The following is a 16,327-nucleotide window of genomic DNA, read 5'->3' as shown; positions in this document are numbered from 1 at the left end:
TTAAATAGCTCTTGTATATTTCTTAAGCCACTGAGCCTCCTCATCATTCAAAAATGGTGAAACAAGCTCATAAACTCTCGCATGGTAAGCGTTCAGGTATCCCTTTTCCCTGTCTGTCATCTGATTTGGATCAATCGCATCGAGATCTATCGGTACATAGGTCAGATTCTCAAAATACATGAACTGGCCATACTCATTTTTCTCGCCTTTTCGGCAAATCAGCTCATTCTCTGTACGAATACCGAATTTGCCCTCTAAATAGATGCCCGGCTCGTCTGTAGTAACCATGCCCTCTTCTATCACACGCTCTGCAGTTCTGCCCGGGTACTGCTTCCAGTGAAAGCTGTTTGGCCCCTCATGAACATTGAGCACATAGCCCACACCGTGTCCGGTACCGTGATTGTAGTCCATGCCAATCTCCCAGAAAGGCTCTCTTGCCAGAATATCAAAGTTTAGTCCCGAGCAGCCCTCCTTAAACCTTGCATTTGCCAGGTTCATATTTGAGCGGCAAACTCTCGTAAACATATCCTTCATCTCGTCAGTCACAGGTCCTAACGCAAAGGTCCTCGTGATATCTGTGGTTCCCTCCAGATAATGTCCTCCTGAATCAACCAAAAGAAGACTCTCAGGCTTAAGCTGCCTGTCAGACTCCTCTGTTGCAGAGTAATGCACAATAGCACCATGATCAGCATATCCGCATATTGTGGCAAAGCTCAAATCAAGAAAGCCCTCCTGCTCAGCTCTAAGCGATGCAAGATAATCTGAAGCCGAAATCTCTGTCATGGGTATCTTACCTATATTTGTCTTAAGCCAGTACATGAACTTGCACATCGCAACTGCATCCTTCAAATGTGCCTTGCGCAGATTTTCAAGCTGTACTTCATTCTTTACGGCCTTCATGACAACTGTAGGATCCTCCGCATCAATCACCTTAACACCATCCGGCAGGCTGTCGCAGATGCGGTAATTTACAATCGATGTATTTAAAAGCACTGTCTCTTTTTCATCAATATGCTTCACATATTCATAAAAATCATCGTAAGGTCTTGTCTGTATACCATTCTTATCGAGGTATGCCTTAAGAGTCTCTGTCACAACCTCTTCCTGCAAAAACCATATGCAGCTGTCCTGTGACAGTGCCAGGTATGAAAGCACTACAGGCACATAGCTTATGTCGCCTCCCCTGACATTTAAAAGCCAGGCGATATCGTAAAGTGATGACATCAGATGAAGTGTTGCACCCTTTTGTGCCATCTGCTCTCTGACTCTTTTAAGCTTTGAGCTTATATCCTCACCGGTGTATTTATTGTCAAAAATCATGACAGGTGCCTTTGACATAGGTGGTCTGTCAGTCCATATAATGTCAATCAGATCCTCATTTACGTACATGCTGCCGTGCTTTTCTTTTGCAATTTCAGAAAGCCTTTTGCCCCATGCGGCATTTACCACTCTGCCGTCAAAGCCTATTACACCGCCATCCGAAAGAGTATCCTTTATATACTCATCAACTGTCGGTACGCCCTCCTCGCCAATCTTAAAGAGCTTTACAGTGGTATCCTTAAGCTGCGCAGCCGCCTGCACAAAATACCTGCCGTCTGTCCATAGTCCGGCCTCATCCATAGTGATGACTGCGGTACCTGCTGAGCCCGTGAAGCCTGTAATATATTTGCGTGCCTTAAAATGCTCTCCTACATACTCTGACTCATGAAAATCAGCAGTAGGTACCACATACAGCGAGATGCCCCTCTTTGCCATCTCGCTTCTCAATGCTTTTAATCTATCCTGTATCATTTTATTATGCCTCTTTAAATTCAAAAAATTTTGTATCTAATTCCGGATACATTCTCTTTAATGAGATTGGTTTGCCGGATTTGTTCAAAAAGCAATGGCTGCTTTTTGCAGTGGTGCGAAGCTCGCCTGTCTCTTTGTCCTTCATGACATACTCAAGCTCCATCTTGATTCCGTTATACTTAAGCAGCTTTGTGTAGATGACGACCGTATCATCGAAATGTACCATACTGTGATACTCTACCGATATCGACAGCACCGGACTTATGATTTCCATATCCTCCATCTGCCTGTAGTTGAGTCCTATCTGATCCATCAAATCAAGTCTTGCTTCTTCCATCCACTTGACATAGTTTGAATGGTGGATTATACCCATCTGATCTGTTTCATAATATTTTGCGTGGTGCTCGTAAGGACGGATTCTAAGTTCACCTTGTGAGCCGGCAATCTGTAACTCATTGTTTGCCATAAAAACTTCCTCCATTCATATTTTGGTCTTATTTCTATTATGCCACATTGGACAGCTAAATTCAACGACTTGACCGTAAAATATAAACCGGCTGCTACCTGCGTATCATGCTGTAGCAGTCTCTGCATATATTGCGTGAATTTCCAATCGGAAGTATTCTGCCGCAATACCGGCATCTGATAATATACTCATCCTTGCTCTTTGATAGAAGCTGCATAATCTTTGCCTGTGTTTTGTCGCGCTCGTTTTCAAGCCAGTCCTCATCCACAATTTTGCCCATGCGGACTGAAAACTGATAGTACAAATCAAGCTTTTTGTAATAGGATTCGTATTTCATGAGCCCCTGATACTTTGAATGCTTATCAGGCTTGTCGAGAGAGATATCAGATGTATACGACATGCAGTAGCGCAGCCATTGTCTGACAAGCTCCCTGTCCTTTATATCTATAGGACATGTAATCATCTTATAAAGCAGATATTTGTTATCAAAATCTGCGATAAAGTATCGCTCCTTATACGCATATCCATACAAAAACAATATCTCATCGACATTGATTTTCCTAAACGGTGCTGATGGCTCTGCCTCATGCCAGAGCTTAATTATCGCATCAAGCGGCGCATCCATTGTAAGGAGCACCTGTGGGAAGCCAAGACTTACTATATCAATATCCTGCTCCGGTATATTTAGCGTATTCTTCAAATAACTCAGATTCTTTTGTCCCAAAGCTGTCACATAGCCTGTGTCATACAGACCAAATCTGCCTGCACGGCCCGCTATCTGTTTTATCTCAGAGATGACAAGCGGACGTCTTGATACTCCATCAAACTTTTCCACCTCCAGAAATACAATTCTTCTGACCGGCAGATTGAGTCCCATTCCTATCGCATCTGTTGACACGACAACCTGTGTCTTTTTCTCATTAAAAAGCGTCATCTGCCTGCGCCTTATTTCCGGTGGCAGACTTCCGTATATGACACTTGGCTTTATGCCGTTTTCCTCCAGACGCCCTGCTATATTGAGTACCGACTTCTTTGAAAATACGATAAAGGCATCGCCCTCTCTCACATCCTGTGGAAATGAAAAAGGCTTATCCTCCAGCTTTAGAGCTGTCTTTCTCTCATACTCCCTTATCTCATACTCGTCATGGCATAGATTAATCAGATGAATGACTACATCCTTTGCCACCGGGCTCATGCATATATGAATCTCTCCTGCAAGTGTACCAAGAATCGCCCTGGTCCACGAATGTCCCCTGTCATCATCTGCTACCATCTGTGCCTCATCAATCACTGCGATATCATATTCCTTGTCACAGTCAAGCATCTCCACTGTCGATGCTGTAATTCTGCTGTCAGATACCTCAAGACACTCCTGGCCTGTAAGCATGGTGCATGGTATACCTGCATCATTCATCTTCTCATATACCTCAAGTGCCAGAAGTCTAAGAGGTCCCAGATAAACTCCGTTTTGCGCCAGTTTAAGCCTCTCAAGCGCCTGATATGTCTTACCGCTGTTAGTCGGGCCTATATGAAGTATGAAGTGCCTTTTCATGCTCTGTGCTTTTGGAAACTCAAGCTCCGGCCGTGCCGGAACCAACGTGACAATCTCTCTTCTAAGCTCCTTGCTGCGGTACTCATTGTAAAGCGCCTTCATGCTTCTGGTACATATCGCACCTATATACTCCTTGCGCAAAAGCTTTAGAAAATCCTCTGTGAGATACTCTGCCTCCTTCTCATCAAACTGCTCCATATCCACCCTGACGAGCTGCGGAAGGATTTCTCTATTTAAAATCTGCCTTGCGTTCTTATTGTTGGAATAGTAGGTAATCAATGCAAGCCTTTTTATTTCCTGATGCAGCTTGTCAAGTGCTACAGTCTCATTTTTTGAAAATCGCGCATATTTAATTGATTTTGCTTTACTATTGAGCCTGTGAATATAGTGTGCCAGCTTTACAGGCTTACCTGTACTTCTCTTCGCATTCTCCCTGTACTGGTCAACATAAAACTGTACCAGTATCTCTTCAAACGATTTTTCCATATATGTGTGTTATCCTCTTTATTTGTATACACCGTTAAGAGTCACCTCAAACGTAACATCCTTTCCGGCTAGTTCTGTATTTGCCTTATAATCATCCGGGAACTTCAGGTTTAAATCAAAGGTTTCTCCCACCTTGTGACCTACCACTCCGTCCTCAAAGCCATCTATATAGCTGCCTGAGCCAAGCACCAGGTCTGTGCCCTGTCCATCAGTGCTTCCACCCTCGAATTTTTCTCCGTCCATATATCCTGTGTAGTCAATATTTACCTTATCTCCGTTTTCCGCAACCGTGTCAGTCTCTGTATTCAGTGTTGCTGCCTCGGTCTGTGAATCACTGCTTTGTGTCTCGGATGCCTGAGATTCTGTGGTCTGTGATGCAGCTTCTGTACCGTCAGTACCCTTTGACGATGAACCGCCCGATGTCGCAACTGCCCAGATTAGCACTATGACCACCACAACAACTGCCACTACCGGCACCCAGAATTTCAGCAGATTCACAACCTTTGCCTTCTTTTCTGCCTTCTCTCTCTCGATTCTTCTTTTTTCCTGTGCGATTTTTTTGTTTTGTTTGTTCATTTTGTTAATCTCCTGTTTTATTTTTATTATTGAATTATACTATTACAATTTGAACATTCTGTGTTTCGCATAAATGAACTATATACGTTGTCTGTCAGTACATTCACTATCTGTCACTGTTCGCTTTAAACTTTAAACGGCTGCGTCTCTTAACTATTTGACGAAACAATAAAAGCAGTAGAAAGACACCCACACAGCCTGCGCTTATAGCTGCACCTGCCTTAAGCCCCGGTGTCTCATAATAAAGCTCTATCTCATGCTCTCCCTCATCCAGATGAATGCTCACAAATGTATCGGAAAAATCCTCATACTCAGCATCCTTTCCATCCACTTTCATAGTCCATCCCTTTTCACTCGGAATAGAAAGTACAAGCTGTCCTGCCTGCTTCACATCAATGTGTCCGCTTATGTGTGTATCTGAAAAATCATCCACCGAGAGTGTCTGCTCATTGAGTGTATTGTAAGCACTCTCAACTGCAGCAATGGAAAGCTCGTATACATTAAATCGTACAGCATCGGCATCAGTGTTTGTGACGGAAACTGTCTCCCCCGCCTTCACATATCCCAGGTCAAACAGATACCTGTGAGTGGTCTTCGAATATGTGGTCTCATACTCTCCGTGGCTGAAGGTCAGACTGTCAGTGCTGCACGAATCGTATGCCGCATAATAATATCCGTCATGGTCAAAGGTGAGAGTCGTAGTTCCCGGATTTTCGTCCTGAGTGCACTCTGTCATGGTCAGCATATCATCTGCTGCGCCAAGGAGCCTGCCAAGGGAATTAATCGAATAGATTTTCGATGACGAGGATGGCTTCCACGCATCAATCACTCCCTCATCCATCATAAAACCAAGCGGAAGTGTGTAGTTATTCCGATACAGATAGTGATTTCCGCATTTTCCAACAAGTGTAGTCAGCTCATTCTGTGGCTGTATTGATTTTGTAACCATATATCTGACCGAAAGCATGGCTGACGTGACAGGTGTGGCACCGTTATAACAGTAGAAATTCTTGCCTCCCTCCATATAAAGAGCCTGATAAAAATGGCTCACATTTATATTCATCAGGGAAGAAAACTGTGTTCCAGAAGCATAGCCGTATCGTGTGTCATCATTTTTAGTTAGTCGGCCTGTATCCTCAACCCTGTAAAATGGTACATCGTTGTCAGCTGCATCCTCTTTTGCCAGCTCCAGTGCCTTTTGCATATCGTCCACATTGGCATTGTAGCTACTTCTGCCGGTACATCCAAGTCCTGTCACAGCCATATTGACAGCCAGCTCCACAATCGCAATACCGCATGTTATGACCATCAAAAGCTCCCTGTTTTTTCTTGCTGCAAGCTTTAAAAGTACTGTCATAATGCCGTACAGCGCAACAAACAATATACTTATGATAACTGCATAATACTCTGTCACATCCTCACCGGCAAACATCGTGCTTACTGCCATAAGCGCCGATGCAAATACCACTGCCACACCAACATGCCACAGTCTTATGCCACGCCACTTTCTTACTGTAGCATAGCCTATGGTCAATACAAGAAATGCATACAGATACGACTGTCTGCCAGGCAGCGAATCCGGAAAATGCAGTCCGTGCCATATAAAGTCAAGCTGTTTATTGGCAAAGCTTGCCATGAAAAACAACACAAACAATACTGGAGCTATTTTTTTCTTCCAATTAATCCTTTTGTTGAGCACAAACAGTATCAAAAGCATCACACTAAAGGCTCCGGCATACAGATTCGGCCAGTTCTCTGCACCCTCATAGACGCTTGCTGTCGTGCACATCCTGCCGACCTCTGATAAGAGATTAAAATACCACTCTATCTGCTTTGGAAACTCGATGCCCGACGAACCGCTGTAGCTTAAAATGATAAGCTCCGGGATGATTAGCACCATCGCAGTGCCTCCAGCCAAAAGTGAGTAAACGGCAAATCTCACAATTGCAGCCATTTTACCGCCATTTTGCGTAAAGAAAAGCCATGCAAACCAGAATACCAAAAAGATGCAAAGCATGATGCTCAGATAATAATTTGACAATATACAAAGTGCCAGTGATACATAGTAAAGCACCGGCTTTTTGTCCCGCACAAGCTTCTCAAGTCCTACTACCGCAAGCGGTGCAACCGCCACAACATCCATCCACATGACATCCCAGCTATACGCAGCTACAAAGCCGGAAAGTGCATATGCCGTAGAAAAAACAAATGCCGGCACAAATGTATTATCGTGATACCTGTTATCCTTTCCAAGAAGCCCAAAGTGTTCCTTCAGAAAATAAAAAAATGTTGCTCCGCTTAGCGAAATCTTAAAAATGATTAGCAGCTCGATAAACTCAATAATATGGCTCTTTGGAAAAAGCACCACAAGCCAGTTTAACGGACTCGCCAGATAATAGGCAAATACCGATACAAAATCACTGCCAAGCCCGATATTCCATGTATACATGAGGCTCGCACCATTTCTTAGCTTCTCCCACAGCTCATTAAAGAAAGGCAGATACTGGTGATACAAATCCATATGCAAAAGGCAGTAATCGCCAAATGGATATACACCATTTCCTATACAGATGATTATACATATGAAAAACGGAATTAAAAACGCTGTCAAAAGTGGATGCTTTTTAACAAAATTCATCACTTATCCTCCCAGTCAAACAGTCTGTAATATTGCAAAAGCTTATAATCGTTTAGCATATCCGAATCGGCCTGCTTCTTTTTGCTGCCGGTTGCCTTGTCTGATTTATTTGATGCTTTATCTAATGTCTTATCTGCAGTTTTATCCGTACGTACCGCTGATATAATTGGATACTCCTCCTGCAGCTTTAGCAGAAAGCTCTGATAGTCATTTGTCGGCACACCTGCCGCTTTAAGTACGTTTGCAGCCAGATAATTAACGCTCGTGTCTTTTCCTGCCGCCTCATCAATATCATAATTTGCCCAGATAACATACGGCACCTGATAACGCAGCTTAAGCTCTTCATTTGATAAATTATTATAGTCCATGCCGTTTGCTGCAAGAACGGAGCTTGCCACAGTATCATTTGGCTGATGATCACCGAAAAATACCACTATAGTTTTCTCATCCACATTTGAGAAATATTCAATGAGGCTCTTTAAATCCTCGTCTGTCAGCTTAATCAAAGAAAGATACTGGTCAAGTGCAGAATTATTGAGCTTATCCGCTGTCACCGTATTGTCAAAGCCGTAGTAGGTATCCGTGTATCCACCATGGTTTTGCATAGTGACATTGAATATAAATGCCGGCTGACCATCCGGTTTGTTCTCATAGGTCTCAATAATCCTGTCAAATGATGTCTCATCACTTATATATTTGCGCACAAACCTCTGATTAGAATAATCCTGCATAAACGAAAGATTGTCAAATCCCAAAAGAGGATAGACCGTATCCCGGTTCCATCCACTGCCATAGTACGGATGCTGTGCATACGTTGCGTAGCCTATGCTTTTTAAATAGCTTGCAAGGGAAGGTGTCGTGCTCTTTATATACTGCTGATAAGGAATACTTCCTACCGGAAGAAAAGCCATCGTATTGCCTGTCAGAAACTCAAACTCAGTATCGGCGGTATTTCCACCGCATACAGACGTATTCAGATATCCTGTTATGGTGTTTTCATTGCCCTTTTCAAGACTGTGCACAAACGGCATATAGTCTGTATTTGTATCAAAACCACCGAGCACTGACAGATCTGAAAATGCCTCATCCATCACAACTATAATATTCGGATAATCACTTTTATCTGTAATTGCAGTATTATCATCTGTACCGGCATAGCTGTCAAGCAGCTCCTTTGCCTTCTGTCTGCTATACCCGTCAGGCTTATCAACCGCCACAAACTTAAGATCCATCGCAAAGGTCACTGCCATTCCATTCACCTTTGTCATATATGCAGGTGTAAATAAAAACGGATACAGATAATTGTCCGTCTGGAAATCCTCATCCTGCAGGGCATTCACAAACAGACACAGCGCAAGTATTCCAAGCACAGTCGGAATTAGTCTGAGCCTGAATTTCCACTTAATTCTGAAATCAACAAAATGCATCAGCATAATAAGAGCTATAAATATAACTGTAACAACAACTACTCCTGCAGTCGGTGCGAAATCATAATTGGATGCAACACTTGTCGCCGTACCAATTGAAAAAATATCCCATGGAACAAAAGGAGTCGAGCGGAAAAGCATAACATAATGATTAATCAGTCCAAAAACCATGGCCACGATAAAAACTGCACGAAGTGCCCATTTCGCCCTGCCCGTAACAAAATAAAGAATCCAGGCAATCAGCTCAAACAAAATAATATTAAAAAATCCCGCCATAAATCTGACTTCTTCAAAAGGATTATGATCGTAGAACTCCATAAGATAAAAAGCCATAATCGGGAAAATCGAGAAAAATATAACATTGAATATAATTTCATATTTTTTATAAATCTTTTTTATCATCATAATGCTCCTGTTTGCTATCTGGTATTACAGCCTATATGGCAGATTTTTGGGTACAATTTTGGGGCAAATTTTTCTTAAAAGTACCCTAATTTCTTTAATTTTTTTAAAGATTATAAATAAAGAAAAAACCCGCAAACCCTTGATTTTACTGAAAATCTTGGATTTACGGGGTTTTGCAAATAGTGCCGGCAGTGGGACTTGAACCCACACGGGCTTGCGCCCAACAGATTTTGAGTCTGCATCGTCTGCCATTCCGACATGCCGGCGTCTTACGAACAGACAATATTCTATCACAATTATTGACTTCATGCAACTAAAATTTGTAATTTCAATATAAATTTCAATGCGATTGTGACTGTTCACGCCTAACAGTGTGACCAGCAACGATTACAGCTCATTTAAAAATGTCAAAGCCTTGAAATATGTCTCAGCATACAACCTTATTCTTACCGGTACATTTTCCGACATAAAGCTGTTTGTCAACAAAATTAATCCATTCCTTGTAATCCTGCCCCACTTTATATTTTCCTGCACCTATAGTCACTGTCATCCTTCCGCTGCCCTTAGATGTCCAGAAGGATTTTGAATTAATCTCCACACGAAGCTCATCGAGAAAATTCTTAGGCACCTCTCCGTCGACACATTTGCCAAGAAGTAAAAACTCTTCTCCTCCCCATCTGCAATAGCTAAGCTCAACACCTCGAGCCTTGTTTACGATAGTACGAGCGAGCATCTTAAGTGCATCATCTCCTACATTATGTCCGAATGAATCGTTAATTTTCTTAAAATCATCAATATCAATCATTGCAAGGAAATATTCCCCCTGCTTCTCAGCCTCAAAAAGATTCTTAAGCTTCGCCATCATATAGAAACGATTTGGAAGCTCCGTCAGCGCATCAAACTGTGCCTGCTTTTCCATTGCCCCCTCCTCGGAAGACATAAAATGCAAAAGGCACATCATACATGTTATTATCAAGAAAACTACACCAGAAATCATAGCAATAGAAATACTCTTAATTACAACAGAATCCAACTTATATAAAGGTGCGTAAAAGCCATCAAGCATATAAAGAATAATCAGAGCAATAGCATATACACAGCAAAGCAGAATGGCAACATGATTCTTTTTTTTCTTCCTGAGGACCACATAATCCATGGAAAAAAGAAAAAACATTGCATCGATCAAAAAAAGCTGAAAATTACATTGAATTCCGAGACAAACCACCGCAAGTATCATATAAAGCAATATCTCAACAGCCACACTATAAACATATATGCTCAGTTTTTCAGATTTTGTCAGACTGAATGCAAGGAAATAAAAGCATATGCTGATCAGACTGACTCCTGCCATCAAATCTACACCTAATGATGAAAACATAAATAGCATCAGCAGATGGATGACAAGAAATATTTTGTTTACATTAAATAGAAAGCTCTGCTCCTTAGCAGTACTATCATTGCTACTCATTGTCCAATACCTTCATAAAAAATATCTAATATATTACTATAGAATAATAACACATTTTAACAAATATAACAATATATTATTGTGCAAAAGTACTAGACTATTTTGCTACTTTTTTTCTAATTATATATCCAATAAGAATAATAACAGCACTTGTTATGACACTTCCATAAAATGTCATTCCCCTGCACAAAAGCTCCATATTTGCTGCATTACTACCAACAAGCTGTTTAAACCCATCAATCATAATATAATCGGCCACGCCCATAGCACCGGGTATCGGCACACAATTGGAGCCCATCGCCACAAAACACTGTATCACACTCACATCAACTGCCTTATTTACGCCTTCGCCGACTGCCATAAAAATCATAAACGATACCAAAAGCTGTGAAACTCTCTGCATTATATTCCAAAAGAAAATCTCGATGAGAAGCCCGGTCTGCCCTGTGATACTGTTTGAACACTCCTGATATTCTTTCATAGTATTTTTAAGCTTTATTCGAAGCCTGTCACCATGCCGTATTATATGTATTTTTTCAAAAAGCCGGATAAGACTATCACAAATTGAGTATAGTATACTTCCCTTCCTTAGCAGCATATAAAATACAAGAGCCAGAAAAATCAGCACCACAATCCCCAAACATATAAATATCCGCGAAATACCTGAGAAATTTTTCAGCAATGGATACTTAAAAATCATGCATAGTAAGCCAATTGTTAAAAGTGAAAGTGTATACATAACAAGATTAATCAGCAGGGCCACTGTAGCAGCATAGCCCGGTATGCCATCCCTTATCATGAAATACGCACTGGCTGGCTGTCCTCCCGATGCCGATGGTGTAATAGCCGAAAAATACACATCGGCTCCACCATACACAGTACCATCAATCGCACTGGTTTTGTATCCAAAGTGTCTTGCCATGCGTACCAGAGCAAATCCTTCAAACCAAATAAACCCAAACGTACAAACAAAACTCATAAAAAGCCAGCCTTTATTTGCATTTCTGATAAAACTCATAAGAATCTCAAACGAAAAATACTTGCTCTGCGAAACAACAGCCCATATGCTTAAGATAGCTATAAAAACAGAAGCTATCGCCCAAAATATCTTTTTTCTGTCCATTAAATCTAATCCCCTTAAAAAAACTGGTAAAGTGAATTATGAAAATACACCATACCAGTTTATTGTAGAGAATATATATAACTTTATCAAGTAAAATATTATTAATATCTTTTTAACGTTTGTTAAATTATTTACTGTTACAACTAACAAATCAGTCTAAATACAAATTAACTTCTATGATTCCTCTTCCTCATCATTGTCAGTGTTCATCATATACACACCCCTGCTTGCATCTCCATCAGGATTCTTTCCAAACTCGTAATCATTTCCCGGCAGAATAGCATTTAAGAAAATTCCTGCGATTGCTGCAATTGCCAAAGCTGTCAGTGTAATTGATGTTCCTGCTACAGTAAATGTCAGTCCATCTCCAAAGCCAAGACCACATACAAAAATAACACCTGCAATAATCAGATTTCTTGATTTAGTCAGATCTACCTTGTTTTCAACAACATTTCTAACTCCTATTGCTGAAATCATTCCATAAAGCATAAATGAAACTCCACCAATAATCGCTGATGGCATAGTAGATATTACAGCCGAAAACTTTGGAATAAACGAAAGTGCAATAGCAAAAACAGCCGCAATACGGATAACTCTCGGATCATATACCTTAGACAGCTCAAGCACTCCTGTATTCTCACCATATGTTGTATTAGCCGGTCCTCCGATTGCTCCTGCGAATGCAGTTGCAATTCCATCACCTATAAGTGTCCTATGAAGACCCGGATCAGCAATGAAATTCTGCTCTACTGTAGCAGAAATAGCAGACATGTCGCCAATGTGCTCCATCATAGTCGCAACAGCGATAGGCGCCATAACAAGAATGGACGTAATATCAAACTTCATGAACTGAAATTTAGGTATTCCGACCCACGCAGATGATGCAATTGATGTAAAATCAAGAATTGCGGAACCATCAGGATTAGTAATTCCAGCAGTATTCATAATAAGAGCCACAACATAGGAAATAATTACTCCCATTAGAATAGGAATGATCTTAAATAAGCCCTTTCCCCATATATTGAAAATAATTATAACTCCAAGTGCAATAATTGCAAGAACCCAGTTTGTTGAAGCATTATTGATAGCTGAGCCGGCAAGTGAAAGACCAATGCATATGATAATAGGTCCTGTCACTACAGGTGGAAGAAAACGCATTACACGCTTAATTCCAACCAGCTTAATGATAAGTGCAAGTACGAAATAAAGCATACCCGCAACAAATATTCCACCACACGCATACGCGGCCTTATCATTGACAGCCATATCTGCATACATACCACTGTCAAGGTTTGCAACAGTATAAAAGCCTCCTAAAAAAGCAAATGACGAACCCAAAAAAGCCGGTACCTTAAACTTTGTACACAGATGAAATATAAGCGTGCCAAAGCCTGCGCAAAATAGGGTAACCGATACAGAAAGACCTCTGGTAAGCGGCTCCCCACAAGCCTTCTGAAAATATCCTGATACAAGAATAGGCACAAGAATTGTTGCGCCGAACATAGCAAACATATGCTGCAAACCAAGAATAAGCATCTTGGCCGTTCCAAGCTGTCTCGCATCACGAATTGGCTCCTGTTTCTTTTGTTCCATAACAACCTCCTTAATAAATTAATGTTTTCGATAAGTAACTGAAAACATTATAGCAGTTTTTAATTATTATTTCATTATTTTTTTATAATTTTTTTACAAAAAAAGACATCTCATTGGATGTCTTAAATAATTCATATTTAATAAGTATGTACCTTCAAAACTTCATACAAATCCGATTTGTTTTTCTTAGTTATTAACCAGATTAAGCCCTCGACCTATTAGTAACAGTCAGCTCCACATGTTGCCATGCTTCCACCTCTGCCCTATCTACCTTGTAGTCTTCAAGGGGTCTTACTCCCGAAGGAGGGATATCTCATCTTGAGGGGGGCTTCACGCTTAGATGCCTTCAGCGTTTATCCCTTCCAGACTTGGCTACTCTGCCATGCCGTTGGTCGACAACAGATACACCAGTGGTCCGTCCATCCCGGTCCTCTCGTACTAAGGACAGCTCCTCTCAAATATCCTCCGCCCGCGCCGGATAGGGACCGAACTGTCTCACGACGTTCTGAACCCAGCTCGCGTACCGCTTTAATGGGCGAACAGCCCAACCCTTGGGACCTGCTACAGCCCCAGGATGCGATGAGCCGACATCGAGGTGCCAAACCACTCCGTCGATGTGAACTCTTGGGAGTGATAAGCCTGTTATCCCCAGGGTAGCTTTTATCCGTTGAGCGATGGCAATCCCACTTTATACCACCGGATCACTAAGTCCTACTTTCGTACCTGCTCCACCCGTCGGTGTCGCAGTCAAGCTCCCTTCTGCCTTTGCACTCTTCAAATGGTTTCCAACCATTCTGAGGGAACCTTTGAGCGCCTCCGATACCCTTTCGGAGGCGACCGCCCCAGTCAAACTCCCCGCCTGACATTGTCCCATTGCCAGTTCATGGCAACTGGTTAGAAACCCAGTACTACAGGGGTGGTATCCCAACAGCGACTCCGGACAGACTGGCGTCCATCCTTCTTCGTCTCCCACCTATCCTGTACATGCAGTACCGAATCCCAGTATCAAACTGGAGTAAAGCTCCATGGGGTCTTTCCGTCCTGGCGCGGGTAACCAGCATCTTCACTGGTACTTCAATTTCACCGGATGCATTGTCGAGACAGTGCTCAAATCATTACGCCTTTCGTGCGGGTCGGAACTTACCCGACAAGGAATTTCGCTACCTTAGGACCGTTATAGTTACGGCCGCCGTTTACTGGGGCTTAAATTCAAAGCTTCGCCGAAGCTAACCTCTCCTCTTAACCTTCCAGCACCGGGCAGGCGTCAGCCCATATACTTCACCTTTCGGTTTCGCATAGACCTGTGTTTTTGCTAAACAGTTGCTTGAGCCTATTCTCTGCGGCCTGCTCTCGCAGGCACCCCTTCTCCCGAAGTTACGGGGTCATTTTGCCGAATTCCTTAACAATGCTTCTTCCGCCGGCCTTAGGATTCTCTCCTCATCCACCTGTGTCGGTTTACGGTACGGGCACGCATTACACAATAGCAGCTTTTCTCGGCACATGGCTCACACGCTTCACTACTTTATTTCGCTCCACACCACGTCTTCGGATTATACAACGGATTTGCCTGTTGTACACCTACCCCGCTTGTACCGGTTTTTCCATTCCCGGCCCGTGCTTTCCACATGCGTCCCTACAGTTCTGATAATGCGTGGTACAGGAATCTAAACCTGTTATCCATCGCTTACGTCTTGCGACCTGTGCTTAGGCCCCGACTTACCCAGAGCAGATCAGCTTTACTCTGGAAACCTTAGATATTCGGCCGAAAGGATTCCCACCTTTCTCTCGCTACTCATTCCGGCATTCTCTCTTCTTATCCCTCCACTGCTCCTTCCGGTACAGCTTCGTCGGTTTTAAGAATGCTCCTCTACCACTCGCATTGCGAGTCCACGGCTTCGGTGTCGTGTTTCAGCCCCGGACATTTTCGGCGCAGGAACTCTCGACTAGTGAGCTGTTACGCACTCTTTGAATGTATGGCTGCTTCTGAGCCAACATCCTAGTTGTCTTCGAATTCCCACATCCTTTTCCACTTAACACGCACTTTGGGACCTTAGCCGGTGGTCTGGGCTCTTTCCCTTTTGACTGCCCAACTTATCTCGTGCAGTCTGACTCCCGATCATCATCTACATGGCATTCGGAGTTTGATATTCTTTGGTAAGCTTTGACGCCCCCGCGGAAATTCAGTGCTCTACCTCCATAAGACTAAATCGAGGCTAGCCCTAAAGCTATTTCGAGGAGAACCAGCTATCTCCGGGTTCGATTGGAATTTCTCCCCTATCCACACCTCATGCCCACCCTTTTCAACGGATGTGGCTTCGGTCCTCCATTGTCTTTTACGACAACTTCAACCTGGACATGGATAGATCACCCGGTTTCGGGTCTGCGTATACTGACTTAACGCCCTGTTAAGACTTGGTATCCCTTCGGCTCCGCACCTTAAGTGCTTAACCTTGCCAGTATCCGCAACTCGCCGGACCGTTCTACAAAAAGTACGCGGTTGTTCATTTAAAGAACTTCCACAGCTTGTAAACACAGGGTTTCAGGTTCTCTTTCACTCCCCTCCCGGGGTCCTTTTCACCTTTCCTTCACAGTACTATGCGCTATCGGTCACTAAGTAGTATTTAGGCTTACGGGGTGGTCCCCGCTCATTCCATCAAGGTTTCTCGTGTCTCGATGTACTCTGGATCCCGCTCAGTCAGCTCTTCTTTCGCTTACGGGGCTTTCACCCTCTCCGGCAGGCTTTCCCAAACCTTTCTGCTAGAATCACTGAATCTTAAATGCGGTCCGAACCCCGGAGTGCAC

Annotated in this window: 9 protein-coding genes, 1 tRNA gene and 1 rRNA gene (1 of these 11 only partly in view); all 11 read right to left on the bottom strand. The window is 42.7% G+C overall.

Annotation, left to right across the window (positions count from 1 at the left end; genetic code table 11):
* A complete protein-coding gene (locus tag EUBREC_RS06970; protein WP_012742402.1) occupies positions 1–1,791 on the bottom strand; it encodes an aminopeptidase P family protein in 1,791 nt (596 codons plus the stop codon).
* 4 nt (positions 1,792–1,795) lie between these two features.
* Positions 1,796–2,257, bottom strand: coding sequence for an acyl-CoA thioesterase (locus tag EUBREC_RS06965; protein ID WP_015516789.1), 462 nt, complete (start codon positions 2,255–2,257; stop codon positions 1,796–1,798).
* 94 nt (positions 2,258–2,351) lie between these two features.
* A complete protein-coding gene (locus EUBREC_RS06960; RefSeq protein ID WP_012742400.1) occupies positions 2,352–4,295 on the bottom strand; it encodes an SUV3 family DEAD/DEAH box RNA helicase in 1,944 nt (647 codons plus the stop codon).
* 18 nt (positions 4,296–4,313) lie between these two features.
* Positions 4,314–4,871: an FKBP-type peptidyl-prolyl cis-trans isomerase gene (locus EUBREC_RS06955; RefSeq protein WP_012742399.1), complete on the bottom strand. Its 558-nt coding sequence runs from the start codon at positions 4,869–4,871 to the stop codon at positions 4,314–4,316.
* Positions 4,872–4,977: 106 nt separating this feature from the next.
* Positions 4,978–7,509, bottom strand: coding sequence for a YfhO family protein (locus EUBREC_RS06950; RefSeq protein ID WP_012742398.1), 2,532 nt, complete (start codon positions 7,507–7,509; stop codon positions 4,978–4,980).
* Positions 7,509–9,341 carry an LTA synthase family protein gene (locus EUBREC_RS06945; RefSeq protein ID WP_012742397.1) on the bottom strand — a complete coding sequence of 611 codons (1,833 nt, stop codon included), beginning with the start codon at positions 9,339–9,341 and terminating at the stop codon, positions 7,509–7,511. The genes EUBREC_RS06950 and EUBREC_RS06945 overlap by 1 nt, the downstream gene beginning before the upstream one ends.
* Before the next feature lie 183 nt (positions 9,342–9,524).
* A tRNA-Leu gene (locus tag EUBREC_RS06940) sits at positions 9,525–9,607 on the bottom strand.
* 161 nt (positions 9,608–9,768) lie between these two features.
* Positions 9,769–10,809 (bottom strand): GGDEF domain-containing protein, encoded by a 1,041-nt coding sequence (locus EUBREC_RS06935; RefSeq protein ID WP_012742396.1) that lies wholly within the window; start codon positions 10,807–10,809, stop codon positions 9,769–9,771.
* 97 nt (positions 10,810–10,906) lie between these two features.
* Positions 10,907–11,932, bottom strand: coding sequence for a lysylphosphatidylglycerol synthase transmembrane domain-containing protein (locus EUBREC_RS06930; RefSeq protein WP_012742395.1), 1,026 nt, complete (start codon positions 11,930–11,932; stop codon positions 10,907–10,909).
* Between the two features lie 174 nt (positions 11,933–12,106).
* On the bottom strand, positions 12,107–13,525 hold the full coding sequence (locus EUBREC_RS06925) for a uracil-xanthine permease family protein (RefSeq protein WP_012742394.1): 1,419 nt from the start codon (positions 13,523–13,525) through the stop codon (positions 12,107–12,109).
* Positions 13,526–13,723: 198 nt separating this feature from the next.
* Positions 13,724–16,327 (bottom strand): 23S ribosomal RNA (locus EUBREC_RS06920) (it continues 281 nt past the right edge of the window).

It is taken from the genome of Agathobacter rectalis ATCC 33656 (assembly GCF_000020605.1).
Lineage (GTDB): Bacteria > Bacillota > Clostridia > Lachnospirales > Lachnospiraceae > Roseburia > Roseburia rectalis.
This window is presented reverse-complemented; position numbering and strand designations above follow the sequence as displayed.

What these genes read in the sequence shown, in the direction of transcription:
- EUBREC_RS06960 (WP_012742400.1), bottom strand. Translation starts at nt 4,295, where the DNA reads ATGGAAAAATCGTTTGAAGAGATACTGGTACAGTTTTATGTTGACCAG.
- EUBREC_RS06935 (WP_012742396.1), bottom strand. Translation starts at nt 10,809, where the DNA reads ATGAGTAGCAATGATAGTACTGCTAAGGAGCAGAGCTTTCTATTTAAT.
- EUBREC_RS06950 (WP_012742398.1), bottom strand. Translation starts at nt 7,509, where the DNA reads ATGAATTTTGTTAAAAAGCATCCACTTTTGACAGCGTTTTTAATTCCG.
- EUBREC_RS06925 (WP_012742394.1), bottom strand. Translation starts at nt 13,525, where the DNA reads ATGGAACAAAAGAAACAGGAGCCAATTCGTGATGCGAGACAGCTTGGA.
- EUBREC_RS06955 (WP_012742399.1), bottom strand. Translation starts at nt 4,871, where the DNA reads ATGAACAAACAAAACAAAAAAATCGCACAGGAAAAAAGAAGAATCGAG.
- EUBREC_RS06965 (WP_015516789.1), bottom strand. Translation starts at nt 2,257, where the DNA reads ATGGCAAACAATGAGTTACAGATTGCCGGCTCACAAGGTGAACTTAGA.
- EUBREC_RS06930 (WP_012742395.1), bottom strand. Translation starts at nt 11,932, where the DNA reads ATGGACAGAAAAAAGATATTTTGGGCGATAGCTTCTGTTTTTATAGCT.
- EUBREC_RS06970 (WP_012742402.1), bottom strand. Translation starts at nt 1,791, where the DNA reads ATGATACAGGATAGATTAAAAGCATTGAGAAGCGAGATGGCAAAGAGG.
- EUBREC_RS06945 (WP_012742397.1), bottom strand. Translation starts at nt 9,341, where the DNA reads ATGATGATAAAAAAGATTTATAAAAAATATGAAATTATATTCAATGTT.